This window comes from Arcticibacter eurypsychrophilus (genome assembly GCF_001730525.1).
Lineage (GTDB): Bacteria > Bacteroidota > Bacteroidia > Sphingobacteriales > Sphingobacteriaceae > Arcticibacter > Arcticibacter eurypsychrophilus.
Genome location: NZ_MDFN01000018.1, coordinates 86,454 through 109,846, shown reverse-complemented (window position 1 = coordinate 109,846; position 23,393 = coordinate 86,454). Strand labels below are relative to the sequence as shown.

General features: G+C 39.5%; 19 protein-coding genes. 17 read left to right on the top strand and 2 right to left on the bottom strand.

Annotation, left to right across the window (positions count from 1 at the left end; translation table 11 throughout):
* The first annotated feature begins 327 nt into the window (after positions 1-327).
* From BFL47_RS11505 to BFL47_RS11495, 4 genes are all read left to right on the top strand, one after another.
* Positions 328-792, top strand: coding sequence for a VOC family protein (locus tag BFL47_RS11505; RefSeq protein WP_245681356.1), 465 nt, complete (start codon positions 328-330; stop codon positions 790-792).
* Positions 793-1,231: 439 nt separating this feature from the next.
* Entirely contained in the window at positions 1,232-1,384 is a 153-nt protein-coding gene (locus BFL47_RS19805; protein WP_170827312.1) for a hypothetical protein, read from the top strand.
* Positions 1,385-1,472: 88 nt separating this feature from the next.
* Positions 1,473-2,048, top strand: coding sequence for a class I SAM-dependent methyltransferase (locus BFL47_RS11500; RefSeq protein ID WP_069659941.1), 576 nt, complete (start codon positions 1,473-1,475; stop codon positions 2,046-2,048).
* Positions 2,049-2,521: 473 nt separating this feature from the next.
* On the top strand, positions 2,522-5,050 hold the full coding sequence (locus BFL47_RS11495) for a cellulase N-terminal Ig-like domain-containing protein (protein ID WP_069659940.1): 2,529 nt from the start codon (positions 2,522-2,524) through the stop codon (positions 5,048-5,050).
* 120 nt (positions 5,051-5,170) lie between these two features.
* Here the strand turns inward: BFL47_RS11495 and BFL47_RS11490 are convergent, their stop codons facing one another.
* A complete protein-coding gene (locus BFL47_RS11490; RefSeq protein ID WP_069659939.1) occupies positions 5,171-5,632 on the bottom strand; it encodes a helix-turn-helix domain-containing protein in 462 nt (153 codons plus the stop codon).
* 139 nt (positions 5,633-5,771) lie between these two features.
* Here BFL47_RS11490 and BFL47_RS11485 point away from each other — a divergent pair, with 139 nt between their 5' ends.
* Complete coding sequence (locus BFL47_RS11485; protein ID WP_069659938.1) at positions 5,772-7,118, top strand: glycoside hydrolase family 27 protein; 1,347 nt, start codon at positions 5,772-5,774, stop codon at positions 7,116-7,118.
* Between the two features lie 60 nt (positions 7,119-7,178).
* Here BFL47_RS11485 and BFL47_RS11480 read toward each other — a convergent pair whose 3' ends face one another.
* Positions 7,179-8,312, bottom strand: a complete 1,134-nt coding sequence (locus BFL47_RS11480) for a BamA/TamA family outer membrane protein (RefSeq protein WP_069659937.1) — start codon at positions 8,310-8,312, stop codon at positions 7,179-7,181.
* A 64-nt stretch (positions 8,313-8,376) separates the two neighbouring features.
* On the opposite strand from BFL47_RS11480, the gene BFL47_RS11475 reads away from it, so the two are divergent.
* The 12 genes from BFL47_RS11475 (at position 8,377) to BFL47_RS11420 (ending at position 23,377) form a co-directional block, all read left to right on the top strand.
* On the top strand, positions 8,377-9,351 hold the full coding sequence (locus tag BFL47_RS11475) for a deoxyhypusine synthase family protein (protein WP_069659936.1): 975 nt from the start codon (positions 8,377-8,379) through the stop codon (positions 9,349-9,351).
* Between the two features lie 237 nt (positions 9,352-9,588).
* The gene (locus BFL47_RS11470; RefSeq protein ID WP_069659935.1) at positions 9,589-10,956 is read left to right on the top strand and encodes a cytochrome c3 family protein; all 1,368 of its coding nucleotides are present in this window, start codon (positions 9,589-9,591) and stop codon (positions 10,954-10,956) included.
* A 33-nt stretch (positions 10,957-10,989) separates the two neighbouring features.
* Complete coding sequence (locus BFL47_RS11465; RefSeq protein WP_069659934.1) at positions 10,990-14,007, top strand: TAT-variant-translocated molybdopterin oxidoreductase; 3,018 nt, start codon at positions 10,990-10,992, stop codon at positions 14,005-14,007.
* Between the two features lie 29 nt (positions 14,008-14,036).
* On the top strand, positions 14,037-15,509 hold the full coding sequence (gene nrfD, locus BFL47_RS11460) for an NrfD/PsrC family molybdoenzyme membrane anchor subunit (RefSeq protein ID WP_069659933.1): 1,473 nt from the start codon (positions 14,037-14,039) through the stop codon (positions 15,507-15,509).
* 3 nt (positions 15,510-15,512) lie between these two features.
* Positions 15,513-16,049 carry a DUF3341 domain-containing protein gene (locus BFL47_RS11455; RefSeq protein ID WP_069659932.1) on the top strand — a complete coding sequence of 179 codons (537 nt, stop codon included), beginning with the start codon at positions 15,513-15,515 and terminating at the stop codon, positions 16,047-16,049.
* Positions 16,042-16,629 carry a c-type cytochrome gene (locus tag BFL47_RS11450; RefSeq protein ID WP_317042934.1) on the top strand — a complete coding sequence of 196 codons (588 nt, stop codon included), beginning with the start codon at positions 16,042-16,044 and terminating at the stop codon, positions 16,627-16,629. The genes BFL47_RS11455 and BFL47_RS11450 overlap by 8 nt, the downstream gene beginning before the upstream one ends.
* A 17-nt stretch (positions 16,630-16,646) precedes the next feature.
* Complete coding sequence (locus tag BFL47_RS11445) at positions 16,647-17,882, top strand: quinol:cytochrome C oxidoreductase (protein ID WP_069659930.1); 1,236 nt, start codon at positions 16,647-16,649, stop codon at positions 17,880-17,882.
* A 40-nt stretch (positions 17,883-17,922) separates the two neighbouring features.
* Positions 17,923-19,242: a cytochrome c oxidase subunit II gene (locus BFL47_RS11440; protein ID WP_083257136.1), complete on the top strand. Its 1,320-nt coding sequence runs from the start codon at positions 17,923-17,925 to the stop codon at positions 19,240-19,242.
* 21 nt (positions 19,243-19,263) lie between these two features.
* Positions 19,264-21,159 carry a cytochrome c oxidase subunit I gene (locus tag BFL47_RS11435; protein ID WP_170827311.1) on the top strand — a complete coding sequence of 632 codons (1,896 nt, stop codon included), beginning with the start codon at positions 19,264-19,266 and terminating at the stop codon, positions 21,157-21,159.
* A gap of 56 nt (positions 21,160-21,215) precedes the next feature.
* Positions 21,216-22,088, top strand: coding sequence for a heme o synthase (gene cyoE / locus BFL47_RS11430; RefSeq protein WP_069659929.1), 873 nt, complete (start codon positions 21,216-21,218; stop codon positions 22,086-22,088).
* A 13-nt stretch (positions 22,089-22,101) separates the two neighbouring features.
* Entirely contained in the window at positions 22,102-22,680 is a 579-nt protein-coding gene (locus BFL47_RS11425) for a cytochrome c oxidase subunit 3 (RefSeq protein WP_317042933.1), read from the top strand.
* A 7-nt stretch (positions 22,681-22,687) separates the two neighbouring features.
* Positions 22,688-23,377, top strand: a complete 690-nt coding sequence (locus BFL47_RS11420) for a cytochrome c oxidase subunit 3 (protein ID WP_069659927.1) — start codon at positions 22,688-22,690, stop codon at positions 23,375-23,377.
* Positions 23,378-23,393 lie beyond the last annotated feature (16 nt).

The following is a 23,393-nucleotide window of genomic DNA, read 5'->3' as shown; positions in this document are numbered from 1 at the left end:
AATCGTGGAGGGCGTAGCCCGTATGCATACGGAGTAGATGCAAACTACATTGTGCTCCGACTGCAACAAGCGTTTGGAATAGCTTGAAAATTGATCATTAATTTTGCGCTATAGCACTGAACATAGCCTCTAACAAATGCCAGTAAATCATGGGATTGAAATTATAATATTGCGACAATATTTATTATTTTTGATAAAAATGTCGTTATGGATTTAATTCAGACAAAGACACAACTCCCCGGACTTAGTGAGCTCCTTGGTGGTATAGACTCATTAACTTACCATTGAATTAGACTTCCAGCTTTAAACCTTTCTTAACAAATTAAAATGAGAATTTTGTCCATTATTGTATTGTTAGCTTCTTCTGTAACTGTCATGAATGATTCCAGTGCACAAACAAAACAGCCCGAGGTAAGTGCTAAATTGAACCACATTGCTTTTTATGTAACCAATTTAGATAAAAGCGAAAGTTTTTATCATTCGTTACTAAATCTAGAAAAAATAGAAGAGCCATTTAAGGATGGTGAGCATGTGTGGTTTACACTAGGTGCAGCAGGACACCTTCATTTAATTGCGGGAGTATATAATAAAATGGAACATAATAAGAATGAGCATTTATGTTTTAGCGTTCGGTCAATTGCAGAGTTCATCAAAAAACTTGACTTGCAAAACATCGAATATTCTAATTGGCCTGGTACCGCCAAAGAGCCAACGATCAGAGTTGACGGAGTAAAACAAATTTATTTTCAGGATCCTGATGGCCATTGGTTAGAGGTCAATGATTCAAAATAGTTCATTTCTTCACTTAAAATGATTGATATAAGTGCGCAACTACTGCATACTTATCAATTTAGAGGGATCGATTGAGTCCTCAAATCTAGATTTAACGATATATTGTTAATTATACAGAAGATCTCTTTTCAGCTCCCAAATGGAATCGCTACATGTATAATCGTTCTCAATAAACGATGGATTGTAAATCAGCGATTGTAAAAAGGTATCCTTGTATAAGGATATTATAGTCTTGGCTGCCTCTGACTCAATTATATTGATACTACGGACAACAGGGGACATTTGCGCAGTACCATTAAATTGATTTTATAAGGGTTTTGCAAACCATCGGATTTCAAATTTTCATGATCTGAGGTAGACGCAACATCCACGAGTTTCGTCCGTATAAATTTTAAGCATATTGAAATCACATGAAACTTACTTTAATTCTTGAATTTTTATGCCAACTGACCCAGAAAATATAAAGGATTTGAAAGTGAATCAAAAAGCAAATGGAAATGGTGAAGTTCGGATTATTTTAGATGATCCCAGCAAAGTTGCCAACTTGGTCTTTTTATCGCAAGAAATAGAAAAGTATAGTCAGCGATACTAATCCTCCAAAAAAAAGCGCTATATCTTAGTTGGACAGTCGTATGACAAGTTAATTTTGAAAAGTACTAAGCCATTTTAATCCGAATAATATGAAACGACAATTAAAAATAAAGACGGCTGATAATCTTGCTCCAATTAGAGGTGAAATAGTTGATAAAATTGATCCTAATGCCAAAGTGATTGAATTTGGATGCGGAAAGGGAGATTTGCTGTTTGACCTTTCTCCAAAAATTAAATACGGATTGGGAATTGATAAGTCGGAAGGTCTAATAGAACATGCGATAAAATATAAAAAAAATCAGAATATTTTGAATCTTGATTTTTTATGTGAAGAGCTAGGGGAGAATTACAAGCATTACGAAACTTTCGATTTTTTAATAGCAAGCTTATTTTTTCATGTTATACCACAAAGCCAATCTGTTAGTATGCTTATTGAAATGAAACAAATATCCAACAACCTTTTGATTTGCGCATTTTCCCGTCCTGAGACTATGAACCAAAAGTTATTATTATGGCTCGACCAACGCTTTTCCGGTCATTATAGAAATTTTATCGCCTATCAGGAGAACGGATATTTTGAAGGGATTCTCGCGAAAACCCGGTTTTTAAATATTTTAACGTATAATACCTTTTTGCCGTTTGTGAAAATTTATAAAATTAGTTAAGCGACACACTTTAAAACTTCTTAAAGATAAATCCTCAGTCCCATGACCTATTAAGCCACCCTTTACTGAAGAGGATACTTCCAATTTTCTTTCAAGTCCAAAACGGGCAATTGCTTGTGAGGTTGTTTTGTCTGTAATTGTATTGACATCCAGGGTCTTGAAAAAGGTTGCTGATCTTGTTGGGCAATACAATGCTTGGTTTTAAGCCATTGTCTGTCAGATAATAGGCCAAGGATTCATGATATACTCCAAGTGGCTTCCCTAACATAACGTATCTTTATGTTAGGGTCTAATTCTTTTGGATTAAGGTGCATGTGGGAAATTGCCATTGAACAAATGGGTGGCTTTTACATAAGAGGACAATTTGAAGATTTTTACTACTTTTTGATCATTTTTTGTCCTAGTATTTACTGCTGTTTACCTTACATTTATACATTAGCAACCAAGTCAGGAAAGGAAATTTTTTAATCAACATGAAGAGACTAACCATTTTATTAGTTGTAGTGCTACTAGGGGCATTCAATTATGCCTCGAGCCAGGAATTGAAGCTCAATGATCTTGAGTATTTCGAGACGCAAGGCGTCAATGTCCTTGTGTACAGTAACCTTTTTAATGGGGGATTTAATGACGAGAAGAACGCCGGCATAGAATTGATCCACCATGGCGTAAGAACATCACAGGGCGGCGCTGTCAGACTCTCCAACACGCCAGAGCAGTGGGATCTTGTTCCTGAAATACTAAACCGAAAGGTAGACCGTGCTTCGAAAACCATTGAAGCTACATTAAGGTATAAAGAATATAATTTTGATTCGCGGGTGGTTGTCACAGCTAAGGGGAAAGGTGTGGAGATATCAGTTTATCTGGATAAACCGGTTCCTAAGGCACTTGAAGGCAGTGCCGGATTTAATCTTGAGTTTTTACCCTCTCAATATTGGGCAAAGACTTATTTGATGGACGAGCGCCCCAGTCTATTTCCCCGCTATGTGGTAGGTAACACCATTGCGAGGCCTAACAGTACGAAACCTAAGCAATTTAAGGGGTATGTGACTTCCGACGATAGGGGAACCGGCAAGTTTATTGATCCACTTCCTCTTGAAACTGGCCGTACCTTTCTTCTAGCACCCGATGCACCTGAACGTATGATAAAGATCACTTCCCCGGATGCTGATCTTATGCTTTTTGATGGGCGTATGCTAGCACAAAACGGCTGGTTTGTAGTTCGCAGTTTACTTCCGGCAGGAAAAACAGGTAAGGTTTTGAGCTGGACAGTTGAACCAAATGCCATTAAAGGCTGGGTAAGAGAGCCTAATATCGGTTTTTCTCAAGTGGGTTACATCCCTTCGCAACCAAAGGTCTCTGTCATTGAACTCGACAAGAAAGCTAAGTCAATTACAAGCGCATCGATATTTAAAATAGGCGAGGACGGCAATGCTGCCCAAGTATTCGATGGTAAAATTGTGCCCTGGGGTGACTATTACAAATACCACTATGTGAAATTCGATTTCTCCTCAGTTAAGACTCCCGGGATCTACTATATTCAGTATGGAGACACCAAAACAAATAACTTTTTAATTGGAGATAACGTTTACAATAAGATCACCGATGCGACCAGTGATATATGGATCCCGATTCACATGAATCACATGTTCGTAAATGAAGCTTACAGGGTGTGGCACGGTGAGCCTTTCAAGGACGGTTATCTTCAGGCTCCGCCAAACACAGATCACTTCGACCTTCATGAACAAGGGCCAACAACTGATACCAAATATAAAGCGCTTGAATTGATCCCTGGATTAAACGTAGGTGGTTTCTTTGATGCCGGAGATTTTGACATTGAGACAGGAGCAAACATTGGCGTGGTGCAGAACTTTGTCCAGACATGGGAATATTTTAAACCCTTACGCGATCAGACTTTTGTTGATCAGAAGCAGCGTTATGTTGATTTACATCGTCCGGATGGGACACCAGATGTGCTGCAGTTTATCGAGCATGGAACATTGAACCTGGTAGCTCAGGCAGAGATCCTTGGCCACATGGCACAAACGCTCTCTAACTCTGTTCTCGATAATTACCATCACCTTGGTGACGCAGCTTCGATAACAGATGGCCTTCCTTATAATCCGAAGCTTGGCCCTCATGAAGTAGCCAGTGATGGCCGGTCGAGTGGAGTTAAAGATGGTATGTGGGCATTTACAAGCCGTAATCCTGGCCTCGATCTTAGGGCTGCAACGATGTTTGCTGCAGCAAGCCGGGCATTGAAGGGTTATAACGACGATCTTTCGGCACGAGCGTTGCAACAGTCAAAAAGATTGCTGAAAGAGGCAACAGAACTAAGTGCCAATCAGCCACAGGATACCACTGGCTGGGGAGGGGGATCAGCAAATATGGCCACCAATCTTCAACTTTACATCGCTACCGGGGAAAAACAATATGTCGATAAGTTTCAGGAACTTTTATGGCCTGCACTTGATCGTAACGTGAGTTGGAACCTTTTGACGGCACTGGATGCTATACCGCACATGGATGCATCCTATAAAGAGAAGCTCCGTCCATATGTTGTAAAGTACAAAGAATACATCAATGGGCTTGAAAAGGATAATCCCTACGGAGTACCAATCGGCCTAAGAAACTGGGCAGGGAGCGGTGACGTGGTGAGCTTTGGAACTACCATTTGCTTTGCTAGCAAATATTTCCCTGATATAATCGAAGCTCGCAATGCATACAAGGCCACCAACTATTTATTTGGTTCTCATCCATATCATAATTATTCGTTAGTGGCAACAGTAGGCGCAACTCGTCCGAAAGCAGTCTTTTATGGTAATAACAGGGCTGATTTTTCCTTTATTCCGGGTAATGTTGCTCCCGGATTATTATTCAGAAAACCAGACCACTTTGAAAATTACGATGACTGGCCATTTCTGTGGGGAGAAAACGAAGGCACAATTGGTGGAAATACCGGTTATTTGATTTTTGGATCAGCTTTTAAGGATTTAGTGAAATAACAGATTGTATTGAACAGTTTTGAATCAGCTACTGGTTCAATACTGTTCAATTTTAAGGCAAGTTATAAATGATATACCTACATGGTTAGGTTATTACGCTGTGAAGTTCTGAAATCCTATTTATTTTAAAAAGTAGAAAAAGAACATCGCTTTGACAATTTGGCTCATAGATCTTTTTCCAGTAGTCCATTCGGATATGCTTTCCCTGTCAACACCTGTATCAAAAGCAATCTGCTTAATTCTAATACCTTTTTCTTTCATTTTTTTCTCTAACCAAACCGGGTTAACTACCGAAGTCGGGGAAGGCAGGTGAGGCAAGGTCTCAACCTTGATAGTGCAATCTGGTAGCCATTTATCAAATACTTCATGTGTCTTTTTTAATAGCGTTGCCTCAGTGGCATATTTCCCAGAGCGGGTTTCAGATTGTGTTGATTCGATATAAATGACGTCGCCTTTTACTTTCAATATATTGAATTCGATGTTTGACTGAGATTTATGGACATCAGCAGCAAGGTCTAGTTCCTCAAGTTGCTCAGCAGTCAATCTGTTGCTTAGATTATCAATACCTAGTATTACACTCATTTCGTGGGTCGCTTTTTATTGAAATATCATTATTAACATAATGAATAGGTCTTTGTTTAATTTAGATTTTATTCGTCATATGTACAATTAAAGTTTAAATTTGGTTAGTACCAATTTAAACATTCATCGTCGATTAACCATGTTAAAAAAAGCATTGATTTTTATAATCCTCTGTGGGGTAACAATTTTAGCTCAGGCACAGCCAAAGTCTTCATTTAAATCCTGGGCGCAAACTCCTCCAATGGGTTGGAACAGCTGGGATTGTTATGGTTCAACCGTTACAGAATCTGAAGTTAAATCAAATGCTGACTATATGTCCGCTAACCTGAAAAAGTTGGGCTGGCAATATATTGTGGTTGATATCCGCTGGTTTGTTGAAAACGATAAAGCGGGTGGCTATAATCAAACGGACCCTCGGTATGTGATGGATCAATACGGACGATATTTACCATTCAGCGGGCGTTTCCCTTCAGCGGTAGATGGGAAAGGATTTAGGCACCTGGCAGATTATGTACATAGCAAAGGATTGAAATTTGGGATCCATATTATGCGGGGTATTCCTGTAGAAGCTGTAAAACGGAAGCTCCCGATAAAAGGAACCAATGGAATTACTGCCGATCAGATCTATTCCACTGAACTGCAGTGTAAATGGCTTCGGGACAATTATACCGTTGTGGCTGACAAGCCAGGGGCACAGGAGTATTATAATTCATTACTTGAGTTGTATGCATCATGGGGTGTCGATTTTATAAAAGTGGATGATTTGTCCAGACCTTATCATCAAGGTGAAATTGAGTTGATCCGTAAGGCGATTGACCGTACAGGCAGGCCTATAGTTTTGAGTACTTCTCCTGGAGAAACTCCTGTTGATAAAGCAGATCATATTAAAGAGAATGCCAACATGTGGCGCATGGTTGATGATGTATGGGACGTCTGGAAGGATCTGATTCACCTTATGAATGTAAGTAAAGGTTGGTATGCTCACTCTGCTTCAGGCACTTGGCCTGATTGCGACATGATTCCTCTAGGTAGGATAGCGGTGCGTGGCGAGCGTGGGGTAGACCGCATGACCCGTTTAACGAAAGATGAGCAGGTTTCTTTAATGACGTTTTTTACTATTTTTCGTTCGCCCCTTATGTTTGGCGGTGATTTGCCCTCTAACGATGCTTTCACACTTTCATTGCTCAATAATAAGGAAATCCTTAAAATGCACAAGGAAGGCACCGATGTACACCAGTTGTTCATGGAGAACGGGAAGCTGGCTGTTACTTCGAAGAATAGTAAAACCGGAGAACGCTACCTTGCATTGTTTAATATCGGGGATAAGGATGTGGAAACCATCTCCGTTAATCTTAGTGAACTAGGATTGAAGGGTAAATACAAGATTAAAGAATTGTGGACTGGCAACATATCCCGTGGATCTGAAGCAATTTTTGCTCAACAGATCGCACCGCATTCGAGTAAGGTTTTTAGTATCGTTAAGTAAACAACCTTTTATTGCAGGTGATGGCATTTTAAATAGCATGAACTTTTAATCTGTATGCGTTTAAAAAGCCTCTGCTAAGGCAAGATAAAATCCGGTTTGACGTGCTTCGTTTGGCCTTTTTTCTCCTACTGCATAATCCATACGGAGGGTTAGTCCTCTGCCCGGATCGACAAAATAGCGGACGCCTGCTCCATAATTGGGCTTCAGGTTCGCGAGTTTAAAAGCACCGTTACTGAATACAGTTCCTGTGCCGGCAAATGCTGCGACTCCAAATCGGGGTATGAATCGGTACCGCAGTTCGGCATGGGCAGTAAATAGGTTTTGATCCCGGTATCTGCCTGTGTAATACCCTCGCATGATTTGATCATTTCCTAATTGTGGAAGTAAATAAAATGGAGTTTTCTTTCCGTAGACTCCCTCGAATGTGGATTGGAAGCCAAGTACGGCCTTTTTATTCAGACTTGTAAAATGGCGAAGATCAGCTTTAATTAAACTTCCTGAAAAATCATTTGATCCAAATATAGAGGGTGCATACGAGTAATTCAATCTGAAATAGCTTCCTCCAGTGGTATAGGTATTGGTGTTTCGGGTATCTAGTATCGCCGATGTTCCAAGGTACATTACCTGTGCGGTTTCATTTATTGTGAAATTTCCGGTATCATAAATGCCTCCGGGTTCCTTATCCGAATAGGCATAATTTTCGTATCCAATATTCAGACCTGCATATAAACCTCTAACCATTTTCTTTTCAGCTTCAGCCTGAACGATGAATAGACGCTGAACAATAGGATCTTTATCCGATTCAAGAGTTTGATCGCCCACACCAAAGAAATCGAAAGGAAACTTTTTGTAACGCAAAGTTCCGGCGAAATGGTATTTGTTTCCCGGAGACCAGATATCCGGCTTGATTACAAAGTTAGATTGCTTTTTGGTGGTATAGGTAAGGATGGCGTTTATCGTCGAGCTGCGGGTAGATGTGTCGATTTTATCGGTATAAAAAGAGGTAATGGATAGTCCGCCAAATTCAATTCCGGTTTCCTGTGAATAGGCCGCAGCGGGAAGAATGATAAAACTAGTATTTCTACTTGTATCACTCTCACTGGATAAAAACTTCTTTATTAATTTCTTTTGCGCGGTGCAAATTGAAGTAATGAGAAGAGTTAAACAAAAAATTAGTGTTATGCTTTTGTTCATGAGCCGCTAATTTAGTGTTCAAAGTTTTTAAAATTGCTATTTTTGATGCTTTAAATTAAAATTAATGGAAAGAGGACCTATTTCAAAGTTTATAGAAAAGAATTATTTGCATTTTAATTCTGCCGCGCTGGTTGATGCAGCTATTGGATATGAAAAATATATCGATGCTGGTGGTAAAATGATGATCACCCTGGGTGGTGCGATGAGTACTGCTGAACTTGGGATTTCCTTAGCGGAAATGATCCGTCAGGATAAGGTGTCCATTATTAGTTGCACTGGCGCTAATCTGGAGGAGGATATTATGAATCTGGTTGCACATTCTCATTACAAAAGAGTGCCAAATTACCGTGATTTAAGTCCGCAGGATGAATGGGATCTTTTAGAGAATCACTATAACCGGGTTACGGATACTTGTATCCCCGAAGAAGAGGCTTTCAGAAGGATTCAACAACATATTCATAAGATTTGGGTGGATGCTGAGGCTGCAGGAGAGCGTTATTTTCCGCATGAATATATGTATAAGTTGTTGAACAGCGGTATATTGGAGCAGTATTATGAAATTGATCCTGCAAATTCATGGATGCTTGCCGCTGCTGCAAAAAACCTTCCTATCGTTGTTCCGGGTTGGGAAGATTCAACTATGGGAAATATTTTTGCTTCTTATGTCATTAAACAGCAATTGAAGCCTTCTACGATGAAAAGTGGAATAGAATATATGGCTTATCTGGCGGAGTGGTATACGAAGAACTCTGCTGGTAAGGGAGTTGGCTTTTTCCAGATTGGGGGAGGTATTGCTGGGGACTTTCCGATATGTGTAGTTCCGATGTTATATCAGGATCTTGAAATGACTAATATTCCTTTCTGGGGTTATTTCTGTCAGATTTCCGATTCGACCACTTCTTATGGCTCTTACTCAGGTGCTGTTCCTAATGAAAAGATTACCTGGGGTAAGTTAGATATTCATACTCCTAAATTTATTGTCGAATCTGACGCCACTATTGTAGCGCCATTAGTATTCGCCTGGATTTTAAAACAATAATTATTATTACAGGTTAGCATAAAAATGTCTCCTGCTTGTACTATTTCTTAAGGAGAAATGAGTATTTTAGGAGACATTTTTGTGTTTTTTATGCTTTGTTTAGAATGGATATAAATTGTTTTTCAAAGTCGCTAATGTGTCACAGATCATTTTTTTAATTATATTTTTGTCATCCTTAATTGTGATTTTAAACACAATTTTCAATTTTACATATAAATTAAAGCGTAAAATAATAATATGAGAAGCATCTCATTGATTTTTAGAAGTGTTGTAAAACCGTTTATTTTTGTTTCTGCTCTAAGTTTTGGTGTTCAGGGATATGCACAAGATACCTCTGCTGCCCCGGCGGCGGCGGGTAGTGTTGCTGGAAGTGCCACTGCTGCAGTGGCTTCTACTGCATCTAAGGGAGATGCCAGTGCGGGCGCTGCTATTTTTAAGCAGAAGTGTACTGCATGTCATGCGTTAAATCGTAACGTAGTTGGTCCTGCTTTAAAAGGCATCAGCGAGAGGCAAAGTGAGGAGTGGTTGATCAAGTGGATCAAGAATTCCCAGGCTCTTATTGCTACCGGAGACCCTGATGCTGTTAAAGTATTTAATGAATACAATAAAATAGTCATGACTCCTTTCCCCGAATTAACGGATGGGGATATTATTAATATCCTTGCTTATGTTAAGGAAGAGGGTGATAAACCGGCAACTCCTGCTGCTGGAGCCGCTGGTACTGCTGGTGCAACGGGAACAGCCATTGATACAGGTGGGGTTAGTAATTTTATGCTGGGTGGTTTGATCGTAGTGGTCATCATCACGTTATTGGTTGTGCTGGTATTAAACCGCGTAATCAGTACATTAAACAAACTTCTTCTACAAAAAAAAGGGGTTCCTGTTGAGGATGAAAAGGTTGCTGAGCCGGGAGAAAAGGTTTACGACAAGCTGAAAAGACTTTCGAAGAATAAGAAACTAGTATTTTTTACTGTTCTGTTGGTTACTATTCTACTTGGATCATGGAGCTGGCGTACGATGTGGAATACAGGTGTTCATGAAGGGTATCAACCGGAACAACCTATTAAATATTCGCATCAGTTACATGCCGGTACATTAAAAATTAATTGTCAATATTGCCATACAGGTGCTTACAAATCAAAGAATGCTTCTATTCCTTCTTTGAATGTATGTATGAACTGCCATAATTATGTTCAGGCGACTGAAAAGTATAATGGTGAAATCTCTCCTGAGATTATGAAGATCTATAAGGCACTTGATTATGATCCTGAAACCAAACAATATGGTTCCAATACAAAACCTATACAGTGGGTTAGGATTCATAATCTGCCGGACTTTGCTTATTTCAACCATTCCCAGCACGTTTCAGTAGCAGGAATAGAGTGTCAAAAATGTCACGGTCCAATTCAGACTATGCCTGAAGTATATCAATATGCTCCTTTGACCATGAAATGGTGTATCAACTGTCACCGTACAATGGAAGTAAACGCCAAAGGAAATGGCTATTACGATAAGCTGGAAGAAGTGCATAACTTGTTGAAACAAGGGAAAAAAGTCACTCCTGCAGTACTAGGTGGTATTGAGTGTGGTAAATGTCATTATTAACAATAAATACAGATACAGTTACATATAGCTTAAATGAAGAGCAATAAAAAATACTGGAAAGGCTTAGAAGAGCTGAAAAGTTCTTCTGATTTTGTGGAAAAGAATAAAAACGAATTTGCTGAAGAGATTCCTTTGGAAGATGTCTTGAGTGAAGGAGGACTGAATTCAGTTACACCAAGGCGTGACTTTTTAAAGGCATTAGGGTTTGGTTTAGGTGCTGTTTCTTTGGCTGCTTGTCAAACGGCCCCTATCCGGAAGTCTATTCCTTATCTTATAAAACCAGAAGAAATTACTCCTGGAGTGGCTAATTATTATGTATCCAGCTTTCATGGACAGAGTATCTTAGTTAAAACAAGAGAAGGCCGTCCGATTAAAATTGAAGCAAATCCTGCTGGATTATTTGAAAATACAGGAACAGATGCGGTAACGCAGGCTGCTGTGCTTGACTTATATGATGTATCCAAATTAAAGGGTCCTGTGCTTAATAAGGCGGAAGTGACCTGGGATAACATGGATTTATATGTTAAAGGAGAATTAAATAAGCTTCAGGCATCGGGAAAGAAAATTCGTCTGGTATCGGCTACCGTTACAAGTCCTTCTACTAAAGCGGTTATTGCTGATTTTATTACACAATTTCCGAATACTATGCATGTTCAGGTGGATGCCGTTTCATATAGTGGGGTCCTTCAGGCAAATGCAGCTAGTTTTGGAAAAGCAGTATTGCCCCGTTACCGGTTTGATCGTGCAGATGTGATCGTCAGTGTGGCTGCTGATTTTCTTGGTACATGGATTGCAGGCGAAGAATATAGTCGTCAATATGTAGGAAATCGTAATTCAAAGTCGCTGAAGAAGGGAAAGATGTCCCGCCATATCCAGTTTGAAACAGGTATGAGTATGACGGGTACTAATGCAGATTCTCGCATCCCTGTAAAGCCGTCTGAACAAGGCCCTGCTATTATTGCTTTGTATAATGAAGTTACGGGCAGCACATTAAGTGGCGCAGAGGGACTTTCTGCAAATGCGGTGGCTAATACAGCGATCAAGCTTGCAGCTAAGGAATTAGTTCAGGCAAGAGGACGTGCTTTAGTGGTATGTGGATCTAATGATGTTTCTATGCAGACATTAGTTAATGCGATCAATTCTTCTTTAGGAAGTTACGGTACTACAATTGATCTGGATAATCCTCATTTGAATTATGCAGGTAATGATGCGGTATTTGCTTCTTTTATAAGTGAAATGAATAGGGGTGAGGTTGGTGCGGTATTCCTTTTGAATACGAATCCTGCTTATAGCTATTTTAATGCCAGGGCGTTCACAGATGCATTGTCAAAGGTGCCTTTGCGTGTTTCCTTTTCTGATCGGGAGGATGAAACGGCTAGTCTATGTAATGTGCTTGCACCAAATTCTAACTTCCTGGAGTCTTGGGGTGATGAAAGCGCAGTAGATGGTTACTATACAGTGGTTCAGCCAACTATTAATCCGGTATTTAATACCCGTCAGGCGGAACAAAGTTTATTGGCCTGGTCTTCAAACTCACAGAAAAACTATTATCAGTATGTGAAATCATATTGGGAAAAGAATATATTGCCTACAGCAGGCAAGTCCTGGAAGCAGTTATTGCAAACCGGATTTGCTTATACTGGTGAGAAACCTGCAGGTACGTATGTCTTCAGTGCTTCACTACCTGCTATAGCACAAACTATTGTTACACAAAGTAAAACGCTTGCTAAGGATATAGAAATCCACTTATACCAAAGTATGTCTATGCGGGATGGCCGTTATGCAAATAATGCTTTCCTTCAGGAATTACCGGATCCTGTTTCTAAAGTGACCTGGGATAATTATGCTGCTGTAGCGCCCAAGTATGCTGAAGAGCAAGGTTGGAGTGAGTTTGATAAGATTGAAATCAAAGGGGCTAACGGGCATAGCATCACGCTTCCTGTATTACTGCAGCCGGGACAGGCGCGTGGAACTATATCCATAGCCGTTGGTTACGGACGTGAAAAACCGGGCCAGATTGGTAAGGTAGGGGAGAATGCTTATCCTTTTGCTACCAGTACGAATGGTTCCATCCGCTTTTTTAATACCGCAACGGTGACTAAAACTGGTGAGAAATATGAGCTGGCTCAGACACAAACTCATCATTCTTATGAGGGTCGTGATATTGTAAGAGAAACATCTTTTGCGAGTTATGTAAAAGATCCTCATTCAGGTACTGGTAAACATGCAGGTGGTCATCATGAATATGATTTATGGCCTGAACATAAGAAGATAGGGCATAACTGGGTAATGGCGATCGATCTGAACGCGTGTACGGGTTGTGGTGCTTGTATTGTAGCTTGTAATGTAGAGAATAATATTCCAGTTGTAGGACGTGATGAGGTTAGAAATCGTCGTGAAATGCACTGGCTACGAATTGACCGTTATTATAGCTTTAAGGAAGGCGAGAAATCGGTAACTGAAGAGAAGGAAATTGAGAAGCTGGAGAACATGGATGATATTTCCGTGGTGCATCAGCCGATGCTATGCCAGCATTGTGATCATGCTCCCTGTGAAACAGTTTGTCCGGTTATAGCCACCATGCATTCGTCCGACGGATTAAACCATATGGCTTATAACCGTTGTGTAGGTACGCGTTACTGCGCAAATAACTGTCCGTATAAAGTACGTCGTTTCAACTGGTTTAACTACTGGAATGACTCCAGGTTTGATAATTACCTGAATAATGAGTTTACGCAATTGTTGCTCAATCCGGATGTAACTACCCGTTCAAGGGGGGTTATGGAGAAATGCTCCATGTGTATACAAAGGATCCAGGCTGGCAGACTGAAAGCTAAGTTGGAGAAGAGGCCACTTGTAGATGGTGAAATACAGATGGCTTGTCAGCAGGCATGTTCAGCAAACGCTATCATTTTTGGTGATTTAAACGATCCGAATTCAGCTGTTAGTAATGAATTGCGTAACGAACGTACTTATTATGTGCTGGAAGAGATTAACACTCAGCCGGGTGTTGGTTACCAGACTAAGGTTAGAAACGTAGTAGAAGCTTAATTGATATTAGAATAAGATTTTAAAAGATTATGTCAGCACATAACGAATCCATATTAAGAGAGCCATTAATCACAGGTACGAATATAACCTATTCGAAAATTACTGATGATGTTTTGGTTCCAGTTGAAAATAAGCCCAACATGGCCTGGTGGATAGGTTTTGGAATAGCTTTAACATTGGCTCTTACCTGGGTAGTAGCGATAAGTTACACTTTTTGGGTAGGACTAGGTGTCTGGGGTCTGAATAAAACTGTAGGTTGGGCATGGGATATTACCGGTTTCGTATGGTGGGTAGGTATTGGTCATGCGGGGACATTGATTTCAGCGGTGTTACTGCTTTTTCGGCAGAACTGGCGAAATTCAATTAACCGGTCGGCGGAGGCAATGACCATCTTTGCCGTGATTTGTGCCGCTACTTATATTATTGCGCATATGGGTCGTCCATGGTTAGCCTATTGGGTTTTCCCGCTTCCAAATCAGTTTGGTTCTTTATGGGTTAACTTTAACTCGCCATTGATCTGGGACGTATTTGCGATTTCAACGTATTTCTCTGTATCCCTTGTGTTTTGGTACACAGGTTTACTGCCTGATATTGCTACTATACGTGATAGGGCCTCCGGTTTTAGAAGAAAAGTATATTCAATCCTTTCTTTTGGATGGGCAGGGTCAGTAAAGAACTGGCAACGTTTTGAATCTGTATCCTTGATTCTGGCAGGTATTTCTACTCCATTGGTATTATCGGTGCATACGATTGTATCTATGGACTTTGCTACATCGTTGGAGCCGGGATGGCATACTACTATATTTCCTCCTTATTTCGTTGCAGGAGCTATATTTTCGGGATTTGCTATGGTACAGACGCTTTTGTTAATTGCCCGTAAGGTGATGAAATGGGAGAATTACATTACGATGTTCCACATTGAGTCAATGAATATTGTCATCATTGTAACAGGATCTATTGTTGGGGTAGCTTATTTAACTGAACTATTTGTAGCCTGGTATTCCGGAGTGGAATATGAACAATACGCATTTTTAAACAGGATTAGTGGGCCTTACTGGTGGGCGTACTGGAGTATGATGACTTGTAATGTGATCTCTCCGCAGTTGTTTTGGTTTAAAAAGATTCGTACCAGCATCTGGGCATCATGGGTATTGTCAATTGTGGTAAACATTGGAATGTGGTTTGAACGTTTCGTAATTATTGTGACCTCCCTTCACAGGGATTACCTGCCATCAAGTTGGGCTATGTTTTATCCAACACCAATAGATATTCTGTTGTTTGTAGGATCAATAGGCGTGTTCTTTACTTTATTCCTTTTATTCCTTCGTGTATTACCGGGCATTGCAATGGCTGAAGTGAAACTTCTTCTGAAAACGTCAAGTGATCAGGCTAAGCAAAAACTAATCAGAGAGGGTACGATAGATGCAGAACAGGCTGAGTATTACCAACAGTCTTTAGAAAAATTTGATAGTGTTTCAAAAAGTGATTACGCTAAAACCTAAAACATGAGTAACGTAAAATATATACTAGGTCATTTTGAAGATCCTGATGAAATGATGCACGGGCTTGATAAATTGCTGGAAAACAACATAGGTATCTATGATGTATACACACCCATGCCCATCCATGGAATTGAAGAAAAGCTTGGGTATAAGCGATCAAGACTGCCTATAGCTGCATTTTGTTTTGGAATTACCGGAACACTGACTGCGATATCTATGATTTATTATATGATGGTTTATGATTGGCCGATGAATATCGGGGGAAAGCCATCTTTGGCCATGCCAGACTTTGTGCCAATAGCCTTTGAGCTGACTATTCTGTTTGCAGCCTATGGAATGATGTTTACCTTTTTCTATGCTAATCATTTGTTTCCGGGACGTGCACCAAGGGTAATGGATCTGAGGGCAACTAATGATCGTTTTGTTATTGCTATTGATGCGAAGACGAATCCTTATCCGGATAAAATTGAAAACTTGTTAAAAGATGCAGGAGCTGTTGAAGTGATGCACAACGAAAGGAAGTATGTTAGCTATGAATAAACTCAGGATATTAAGCGCCGCATTAATTGCTGTAGCAGCATCTGCTATGGTCTCTTCATGTGGGGGTGATAAAAAAAATCCAGGTCTGGAGTTTGCCCGGAATATGTACGATCCGATTGCATATAATCCGGATCAGATCAATAAGAACTTTGCAAATGGCCAAACTGCTCAATTACCTCCATCTAATACAATGCCGGTGGGTTATGATAAGGTTGATGAATATCCAAATACACCTGAAGGTTACCTGGCAGCAAGTAATTATTTGTTTAATCCTCTAACAAGAAACAAACAGACGTTAACTGAAGGCCATTCATTGTATCTTAATATGTGTTCACACTGTCACGGTACGCAAGGAAAAGGGGATGGACAAATCATTAAACTGGAGAAATTTCCTGCTCCTCCATCTTATTCTACCGGTAATTCTTCCAGGGGTGGAGCGATGAAAGACTTAACAGACGGAAAGATTTTTCACACGATTACATACGGTTTAAACCTTATGGGACCTCACCGTGCACAACTTAATCCAACTGAAAGGTGGAAAATAGTTATGTACGTTAGAGAATTGCAAAAACTTCAATAGTTAATGTTTTAAGCGAAATGGGAACTCACAATCAACATACTCATAATTTTACACAGCAGTTTGAATTTTCAGGTAAAGCAAAAACCTGGAGCCTAATTGCTATTTTAATAGGCGTTGCAGCAATTGCATACGGCTTCTTATTGGATACTACAGAATATCATTCGGTACGTACATTTGCTAATCTCCTGTTAATGGGATATTACTTCACTTGTGTATGTGCGGCTGGTGCTTTTTTTCTTGCACTGCAATTGGTTACACAATCCGCATGGTCAGCTGGCTTCATTCGGATCCCTCAGGCTTTTGCTAAAGTATTGCCGATTGCCTCGGTTATATTATTGGTGATCTGTGCTGCAGGATTATTCTCGCACAACCTATATCATCATTGGAATGTAGAAGGTATCACAGAGGTAGGAAATGAACACTATGATGCTGCTATTGCAAAAAAGGCAGGCTTCTTGAATACTCCTTTTTTTCTGATCAGGCTGGTGTTTTTCTTAACTATATACAGCACATTTGCTCTCGTCCTAACTCGGTTTTCTAATAGAGAAGATATGTCCGGAGGTTTATCGAACTATAAAAAGAGCTTTAAGATTTCAGCAATATTCCTGGTGATATTTGGATTTACTACTCCAATCTGGGCATTTGATACGATCATGTCACTAGAAGCACATTGGTTTTCTACGATGTTTGGCTGGTATAACTTCGCCGCCATGTTTATCAGTGGTTTATGTGCTATTACTGTCACCGTGATCCTGTTAAAAAAAGCTGGTTATATGAGCTGGGTGAATCATAATCATATCCATGACTTAGGGAAGTTTGTTTTTGCTTTCTCTATATTCTGGACCTATATCTGGTTCTCGCAATTTTTATTAATCTGGTACGCTAACATACCTGAAGAAACCGTTTATTTCTTTAAAAGATGGGAGCCTGAATATATGCCATGGTTTTGGTTAAATATTGTGATCAACTTCCTGGCGCCAGTTTTGATTTTAATGACCCGTGATGCAAAAAGGCGTACTAATACTTTACTAGCGGTATGTATCTTGTTATTATGTGGACATTGGCTGGATTATTACCTGATGATTATGCCGGGTACGGTAGAAAGTAACCGTGAGTTTGGAATAACGGAATTAGGAATTTTTATAGGTTTTGTAGGATTATTTAGCTTTTTGATGATGAGTCAATTGGCAAAGAAACCTCTGGCGGCAAAGAATCATCCATTTCTTGAAGAAAGTTTACATCATTCTATATAGATAGACGAAAAAGGAATTTACATTAGAATCTTATAAAGAAATGCGTTTTAATACATTATTTAAGATCAGAAATACCATTGCGGTGCTTGCTATTGCCTTAATGGCTTTCGGCACGCCTCTGGCTGCCCAAGATACAACAGCAGTGATTTCGAAAGGAGTTTCCGGCCCTGTAAAAGGAGTGGCTGCCGACAATGATTTAGATGCGTTTGCTAAGGGACTGGCAAATATAAGTAAGGATGCAACAACAAATGATGCTACTACAGCTACAATTGATGTTGCTGTTGTGGCTAATCATGATGCTGTATATAAATCAGCTGGGTTTTATGCAATCCTGTTCATTTTGGTATGTATTTTTATTGCTATAACCGGTAAAATCATACGTGTATATGAGATCACTCAAGAAGTTCAAGGAAAGAAGGCAGGATTGAACTGGAACAATATCCAGGGGATTATCTTAGTTTTATTTCTGATATTAGGCTTATATGGTACGTATTGGAGCTACAATACCTGGGGTTGGGTAGTAACTAAAGATTCAGCATCGGTTCATGGAGCAAGAATTGATACTATGATGATTGTTACTGTCGCCATTACTACAATCGTTTTTGTGCTGACACAATTCTTGTTATTCTGGTTTTCATATAAGTACCGGGGACAGGAAAATAGGAAAGCTTATTATTATCCACACAATAATGCCATTGAGCGTTTGTGGACAATTGTTCCCGCGTTCGTTCTCACTGCGCTTGTCGTTTTTGGATTCTTTACTTGGAGAAGTATTACCAATCCTTCTCAGGATGATAGAAACAATGCGCTTTCTCTTGAAGTAACCGGAGAACAATTTAAGTGGAATGTACGGTATTCAGGTGAGGATAATCAATTGGGCTTGAAAAATTATAAGCTAACAACGCCAACAAATGGCTTGGGTATTGACTTTACTGATAAAAAGAGCTGGGATGACAGACTAGGTCCTGAAATCGTTTTACCAGTAAACAAGTCAGTACGGGTCACAATTAATTCAAAAGATGTTTTGCATAGTTTCTATATGCCGGACTTTAAGGTTCAGATGAATGCAGTGCCGGGTATGGCAACTTACTTTCAGTTCACTCCTAGGTTTACTACTGAGGAAATGCGTGAAAAGAGCGGCAATGCAAAATATGATTATGTATTATTGTGCGCTAAAATTTGCGGAAGTGGGCATTACAATATGCAATATAAGGTGAGAGTGGTTAGTGATAAGGAATATAAAGAGTGGATAGTAAAACAACCTCTTTTCTTTAATGATGACATGAAAAAAGAAATGCAGTTAAAGTCAGCATCTGTGTCAAAAGAGACTTTAAGAAATAATAAGTTAGCAATAAATTAGTAAATCAGATAGATCGATAATATGTCAAGCACAGCGATTAATCATACATTGGAACATTCAGGACATGCACATGATGAGCACGCTCATCATCAATCGTTCCTAACTAAGTATATTTTCAGCACAGATCATAAGATGATCGCAAAACAGTTCCTGATTACGGGTATCATAATGGCCGTCATTGGAATGTTTCTTTCTATTCTTTTCCGGATCCAGTTAGGATGGCCCGATCAAAGTTTCCCTTTATTGGAAACATTCCTTGGGAAATGGGCAGAAGGTGGAAGAATAAAACCAGATTTTTATTTATCCTTGGTCACTATACATGGTACCATTATGGTATTTTTTGTACTGACGGCTGGGCTAAGTGGTACCTTTAGTAATCTGTTAATTCCCTTGCAATTAGGAGCCCGGGATATGGCATCACCTCTGGTAAATATGCTGTCTTATTGGTTTTTCTTTACTGCCTGTGTGATTATGATGGGTTCCTTTTTTACGGAAACAGGGCCGGCGAGTGCTGGATGGACAATTTATCCGCCATTGTCTGCTTTGCCTAAGGCGATTTCGGGATCGGGTATAGGGATGACTCTTTGGTTAATCAGTATGGTGTTTTTTATAGCTTCTTCGTTAATGGGAGCCCTGAATTATATCAGTACGATATTGAATATGCGTACCAAGGGTATGGATCTTTGGAAAATGCCCTTAACTATCTGGGCATTATTTTTAACCGCTATACTCGGAACACTTTCTTTCCCGGTTTTAGTAGCGGGAGTTGTGCTATTAATCTTTGATCGTAGTTTTGGAACGAGTTTTTACTTGTCCGATCTGGTTGTGCAAGGACAAATACTGCCACAACAAGGAGGAAGCCCTATCTTGTTTCAGCATCTATTTTGGTTCCTTGGGCACCCTGAAGTATATATTGTGATCATGCCTGCGTTGGGTATTACATCAGAAGTGATCGCCACTAATTCCCGTAAGCCTATATTTGGCTATCATGCCATGGTTTACTCTTTAATTGGTATTACTGTTCTTTCCTTCATCGTTTGGGGGCACCATATGTTCGTAACGGGTATGAGTCCATTCCTTGGGGGAGTATTCATGATCACTACACTGATCATTGCGGTTCCTTCAGCTGTGAAGACTTTCAACTACCTGGCTACTTTATGGCGGGGTAATATTCGTTTTACTCCAGCTATGTTGTTTGCAATTGGATTGGTTTCCTTCTTTATTTCAGGTGGACTGACCGGGATTTTTCTGGGTAATGCAGCATTGGATATTAACTTACATGATACTTATTTTGTAGTGGCACATTTTCACCTTGTAATGGGTTCTGCTGCTATATGTGGTATGCTAAGTGGTGTTTATCATTGGTTCCCTAAGATGTTTGGAAGGATGATGGATGAGAAACTAGGCTATTTACATTTCTGGTTCACCTTTATCGGTGCATACCTTGTGTTTTTCCCGATGCACTTTATGGGACTGGATGGAGTACCAAGAAGATACTATGCTTTCACTGAGTTTGAATTCATGAAAGAATGGTTAACGGTAAATACCTTTATCTCATGGGCGGCTATTATATCTGCATTAGGACAGGTTGCATTTTTATGGAACTTCTTTCATTCTATATTTTATGGAAAGAGAGCGACTCAGAATCCTTGGCAGTCCAATACTTTAGAATGGACTACTCCGGTAGAACATTTACACGGAAACTGGCCCGGAGAGATTCCTACCGTATACCGTTGGCCATATGATTACAGCAAGCCAGGAAGTCCAGTCGATTTTATCCCTCAGACCATACCTTTCTCAGAAACAATGAGCTCTAATTTTTCTCACGATTTTGAAGGTAATCCTGAGGCTGAACGTATACAGTTAGAATGGCAGAAGAATGATGAAGCTGAAAGGCTTGCAGAGGATAAAGTTTAATTATCCAACTTTGATCCTAATAATGGGAGATTTATCCCAAAAATTGAACTATTTGAGTGAGTGAAGTTTCTTTTATATCAGACTTTAAAAGTCTAATAAAACTTAGGTTAACCTTTTTGGTTGTTTTTTCAGCTTCCGTCTCTTTTTTAATAGGAAGCAAAGAGCAGGGGTCAATAAATTGGAGTAACTGGTTGATATTGACATTAGGTGGATTTTTGGTTGCAGGAGCAGCAAATGGATTTAATGAAATTATAGAAAAGGATCTGGACAAGCTGATGTCGCGAACCAGTGACAGACCGATTCCTTCCGGGAGGATGACTACCGGACAGGCCTTGGTACTTAGCTTGTTTATGGCCTTAGCAGGTACATTAATTTTAGTACGGCTCAACTTCCTTACAGGAGTTCTTTCTGTATTTTCTATTTTTCTTTATGCAATTGTTTATACTCCAGCGAAGAGATTATCACCGATAGCCGTTTTTATAGGAGCGTTTCCTGGTGCGTTACCTCCTCTGATTGGTTACTTTGCTGCCTTTGACAGGCCATCAATATCATGGATTCCATTGGTATTGTTTTTAATACAGTTTGTCTGGCAGTTTCCTCATTTTTGGGCAATAGCATGGGTTCTGGATGATGATTACAAGAAAGCAGGATTTAGATTGTTGCCTACCAAGAAAAGAGATAAAGTTAGTGCAGGATTTATAGTTTTTTCTGCCTTGGTGTTAATTCCGGTGAGCCTTTTGCCAACATTTATGGGGTTTGGAGGTTATATTATTGGAATTGTTTCATTGATTGCAGGAATAGTTTTTTTATATTTAAGTGTTCAACTGTTCAGGGATTTAGAGGTAAAAACAGCTAGGAAAGTGATGTTCTGTTCCTTCTTTTATCTTCCTATTGTTCAATTGATCATGTTGTTCGATTTCATTAAATAAACGTATGTTATATATGACCAAGATTCCTTTAGAGCAGGAGATTCAAAGTTTAAAGCCAAAGAAGTTTTTGATGTGGCTTTTTATTATTACATCGTGTATGCTGTTTGCGGCTTTAACGAGTGCGTATATTGTGTATACGGGTGGAAACCCGACAAGAGGAATTAAGGTTCAGCTTCCAGTTGCTTTTCTATATAGTTCCTGTCTAATTATTATTAGTAGTTTAACGATGCACTATGCGTTTAAAGCTACTAAAGAATTGCAGTTTGCCAAACAACGTTTATTTCTAGCACTAACCATCTTGTTAGGTTTTGCATTTTTTGCCTCTCAATGGATTGCCTGGACCGTATTGTTTGAATCTGGAGCGCCATTTGTAAACTCCAATGCTTCAGAATCCTTCATATATGTGTTTTCCGCATTTCATATCTTACATATATTTGCCGGAATAGGAATGATGGTTTACACTTTTATCAAACAAAATAAAGGCATACCGCAGTATAGGAATATGTTCAACATGGAGCTAACTTCCTTGTTCTGGCATTTTCTGGATATACTATGGATTTATTTATACGTTTTCTTACTTTTGAATCAATAAGCTAAAAATGGATACTACTGTTTCACAATTAGACAAAATTAAAACTGGTCCCTGGAGCGGAGGGAGATCTCCCTTTGATGTCGAGTATGGCAAGATAATTATGTGGTTTTTCTTGCTTTCAGATGCGTTTACTTTTTCTGCTTTGCTTATCTATTATGGAGCACAGCGTTTTAGTAAAGTAACCTGGCCAGATCCTGATGTGGTTTTTCAATCCATTCCATTTGTTGCTGATCATGGATATCCACTTGTATTTGTTGGTATTATGACCTTTATTTTAATTATGAGTTCGGTTACTATGGTTTTAGCAGTAGAAGCGGGACATCGGGGAGCAAAGAAAGAAGTGATCAACTGGATGATTTGGACCATTATAGGAGGTTTTACCTTCCTTGGCTGTCAGGCTTTGGAGTGGACACATTTATTTCATGAGGGTTATGGATGGGGACATATTCCTGAAACTTACAAGGGAATGGATGCAGTGAGTGCTACCCAGTTTGCAAACCTATTTTTTACAATCACAGGATTCCATGGGTTCCACGTTTTTAGTGGTGTAATGCTGAATATAATAATTCTGTGTATGACCGTGGCTAACGTATTTGAAAAGCGAGGTACATACTTAATGGTTGAAAAGGTTGGTCTTTACTGGCATTTTGTAGATTTGGTATGGGTATTCGTGTTTACTTTTTTCTACTTGGTTTAATCTTCTAAAAATATCT

What these genes read in the sequence shown, in the direction of transcription:
- BFL47_RS11505 (WP_245681356.1), top strand. Translation starts at nt 328, where the DNA reads ATGAGAATTTTGTCCATTATTGTATTGTTAGCTTCTTCTGTAACTGTC.
- BFL47_RS19805 (WP_170827312.1), top strand. Translation starts at nt 1,232, where the DNA reads ATGCCAACTGACCCAGAAAATATAAAGGATTTGAAAGTGAATCAAAAA.
- BFL47_RS11500 (WP_069659941.1), top strand. Translation starts at nt 1,473, where the DNA reads ATGAAACGACAATTAAAAATAAAGACGGCTGATAATCTTGCTCCAATT.
- BFL47_RS11495 (WP_069659940.1), top strand. Translation starts at nt 2,522, where the DNA reads ATGAAGAGACTAACCATTTTATTAGTTGTAGTGCTACTAGGGGCATTC.
- BFL47_RS11490 (WP_069659939.1), bottom strand. Translation starts at nt 5,632, where the DNA reads ATGAGTGTAATACTAGGTATTGATAATCTAAGCAACAGATTGACTGCT.
- BFL47_RS11485 (WP_069659938.1), top strand. Translation starts at nt 5,772, where the DNA reads ATGTTAAAAAAAGCATTGATTTTTATAATCCTCTGTGGGGTAACAATT.
- BFL47_RS11480 (WP_069659937.1), bottom strand. Translation starts at nt 8,312, where the DNA reads ATGAACAAAAGCATAACACTAATTTTTTGTTTAACTCTTCTCATTACT.
- BFL47_RS11475 (WP_069659936.1), top strand. Translation starts at nt 8,377, where the DNA reads ATGGAAAGAGGACCTATTTCAAAGTTTATAGAAAAGAATTATTTGCAT.
- BFL47_RS11470 (WP_069659935.1), top strand. Translation starts at nt 9,589, where the DNA reads ATGAGAAGCATCTCATTGATTTTTAGAAGTGTTGTAAAACCGTTTATT.
- BFL47_RS11465 (WP_069659934.1), top strand. Translation starts at nt 10,990, where the DNA reads ATGAAGAGCAATAAAAAATACTGGAAAGGCTTAGAAGAGCTGAAAAGT.
- nrfD (WP_069659933.1), top strand. Translation starts at nt 14,037, where the DNA reads ATGTCAGCACATAACGAATCCATATTAAGAGAGCCATTAATCACAGGT.
- BFL47_RS11455 (WP_069659932.1), top strand. Translation starts at nt 15,513, where the DNA reads ATGAGTAACGTAAAATATATACTAGGTCATTTTGAAGATCCTGATGAA.
- BFL47_RS11450 (WP_317042934.1), top strand. Translation starts at nt 16,042, where the DNA reads ATGAATAAACTCAGGATATTAAGCGCCGCATTAATTGCTGTAGCAGCA.
- BFL47_RS11445 (WP_069659930.1), top strand. Translation starts at nt 16,647, where the DNA reads ATGGGAACTCACAATCAACATACTCATAATTTTACACAGCAGTTTGAA.
- BFL47_RS11440 (WP_083257136.1), top strand. Translation starts at nt 17,923, where the DNA reads ATGCGTTTTAATACATTATTTAAGATCAGAAATACCATTGCGGTGCTT.
- BFL47_RS11435 (WP_170827311.1), top strand. Translation starts at nt 19,264, where the DNA reads ATGTCAAGCACAGCGATTAATCATACATTGGAACATTCAGGACATGCA.
- BFL47_RS11425 (WP_317042933.1), top strand. Translation starts at nt 22,102, where the DNA reads ATGACCAAGATTCCTTTAGAGCAGGAGATTCAAAGTTTAAAGCCAAAG.
- BFL47_RS11420 (WP_069659927.1), top strand. Translation starts at nt 22,688, where the DNA reads ATGGATACTACTGTTTCACAATTAGACAAAATTAAAACTGGTCCCTGG.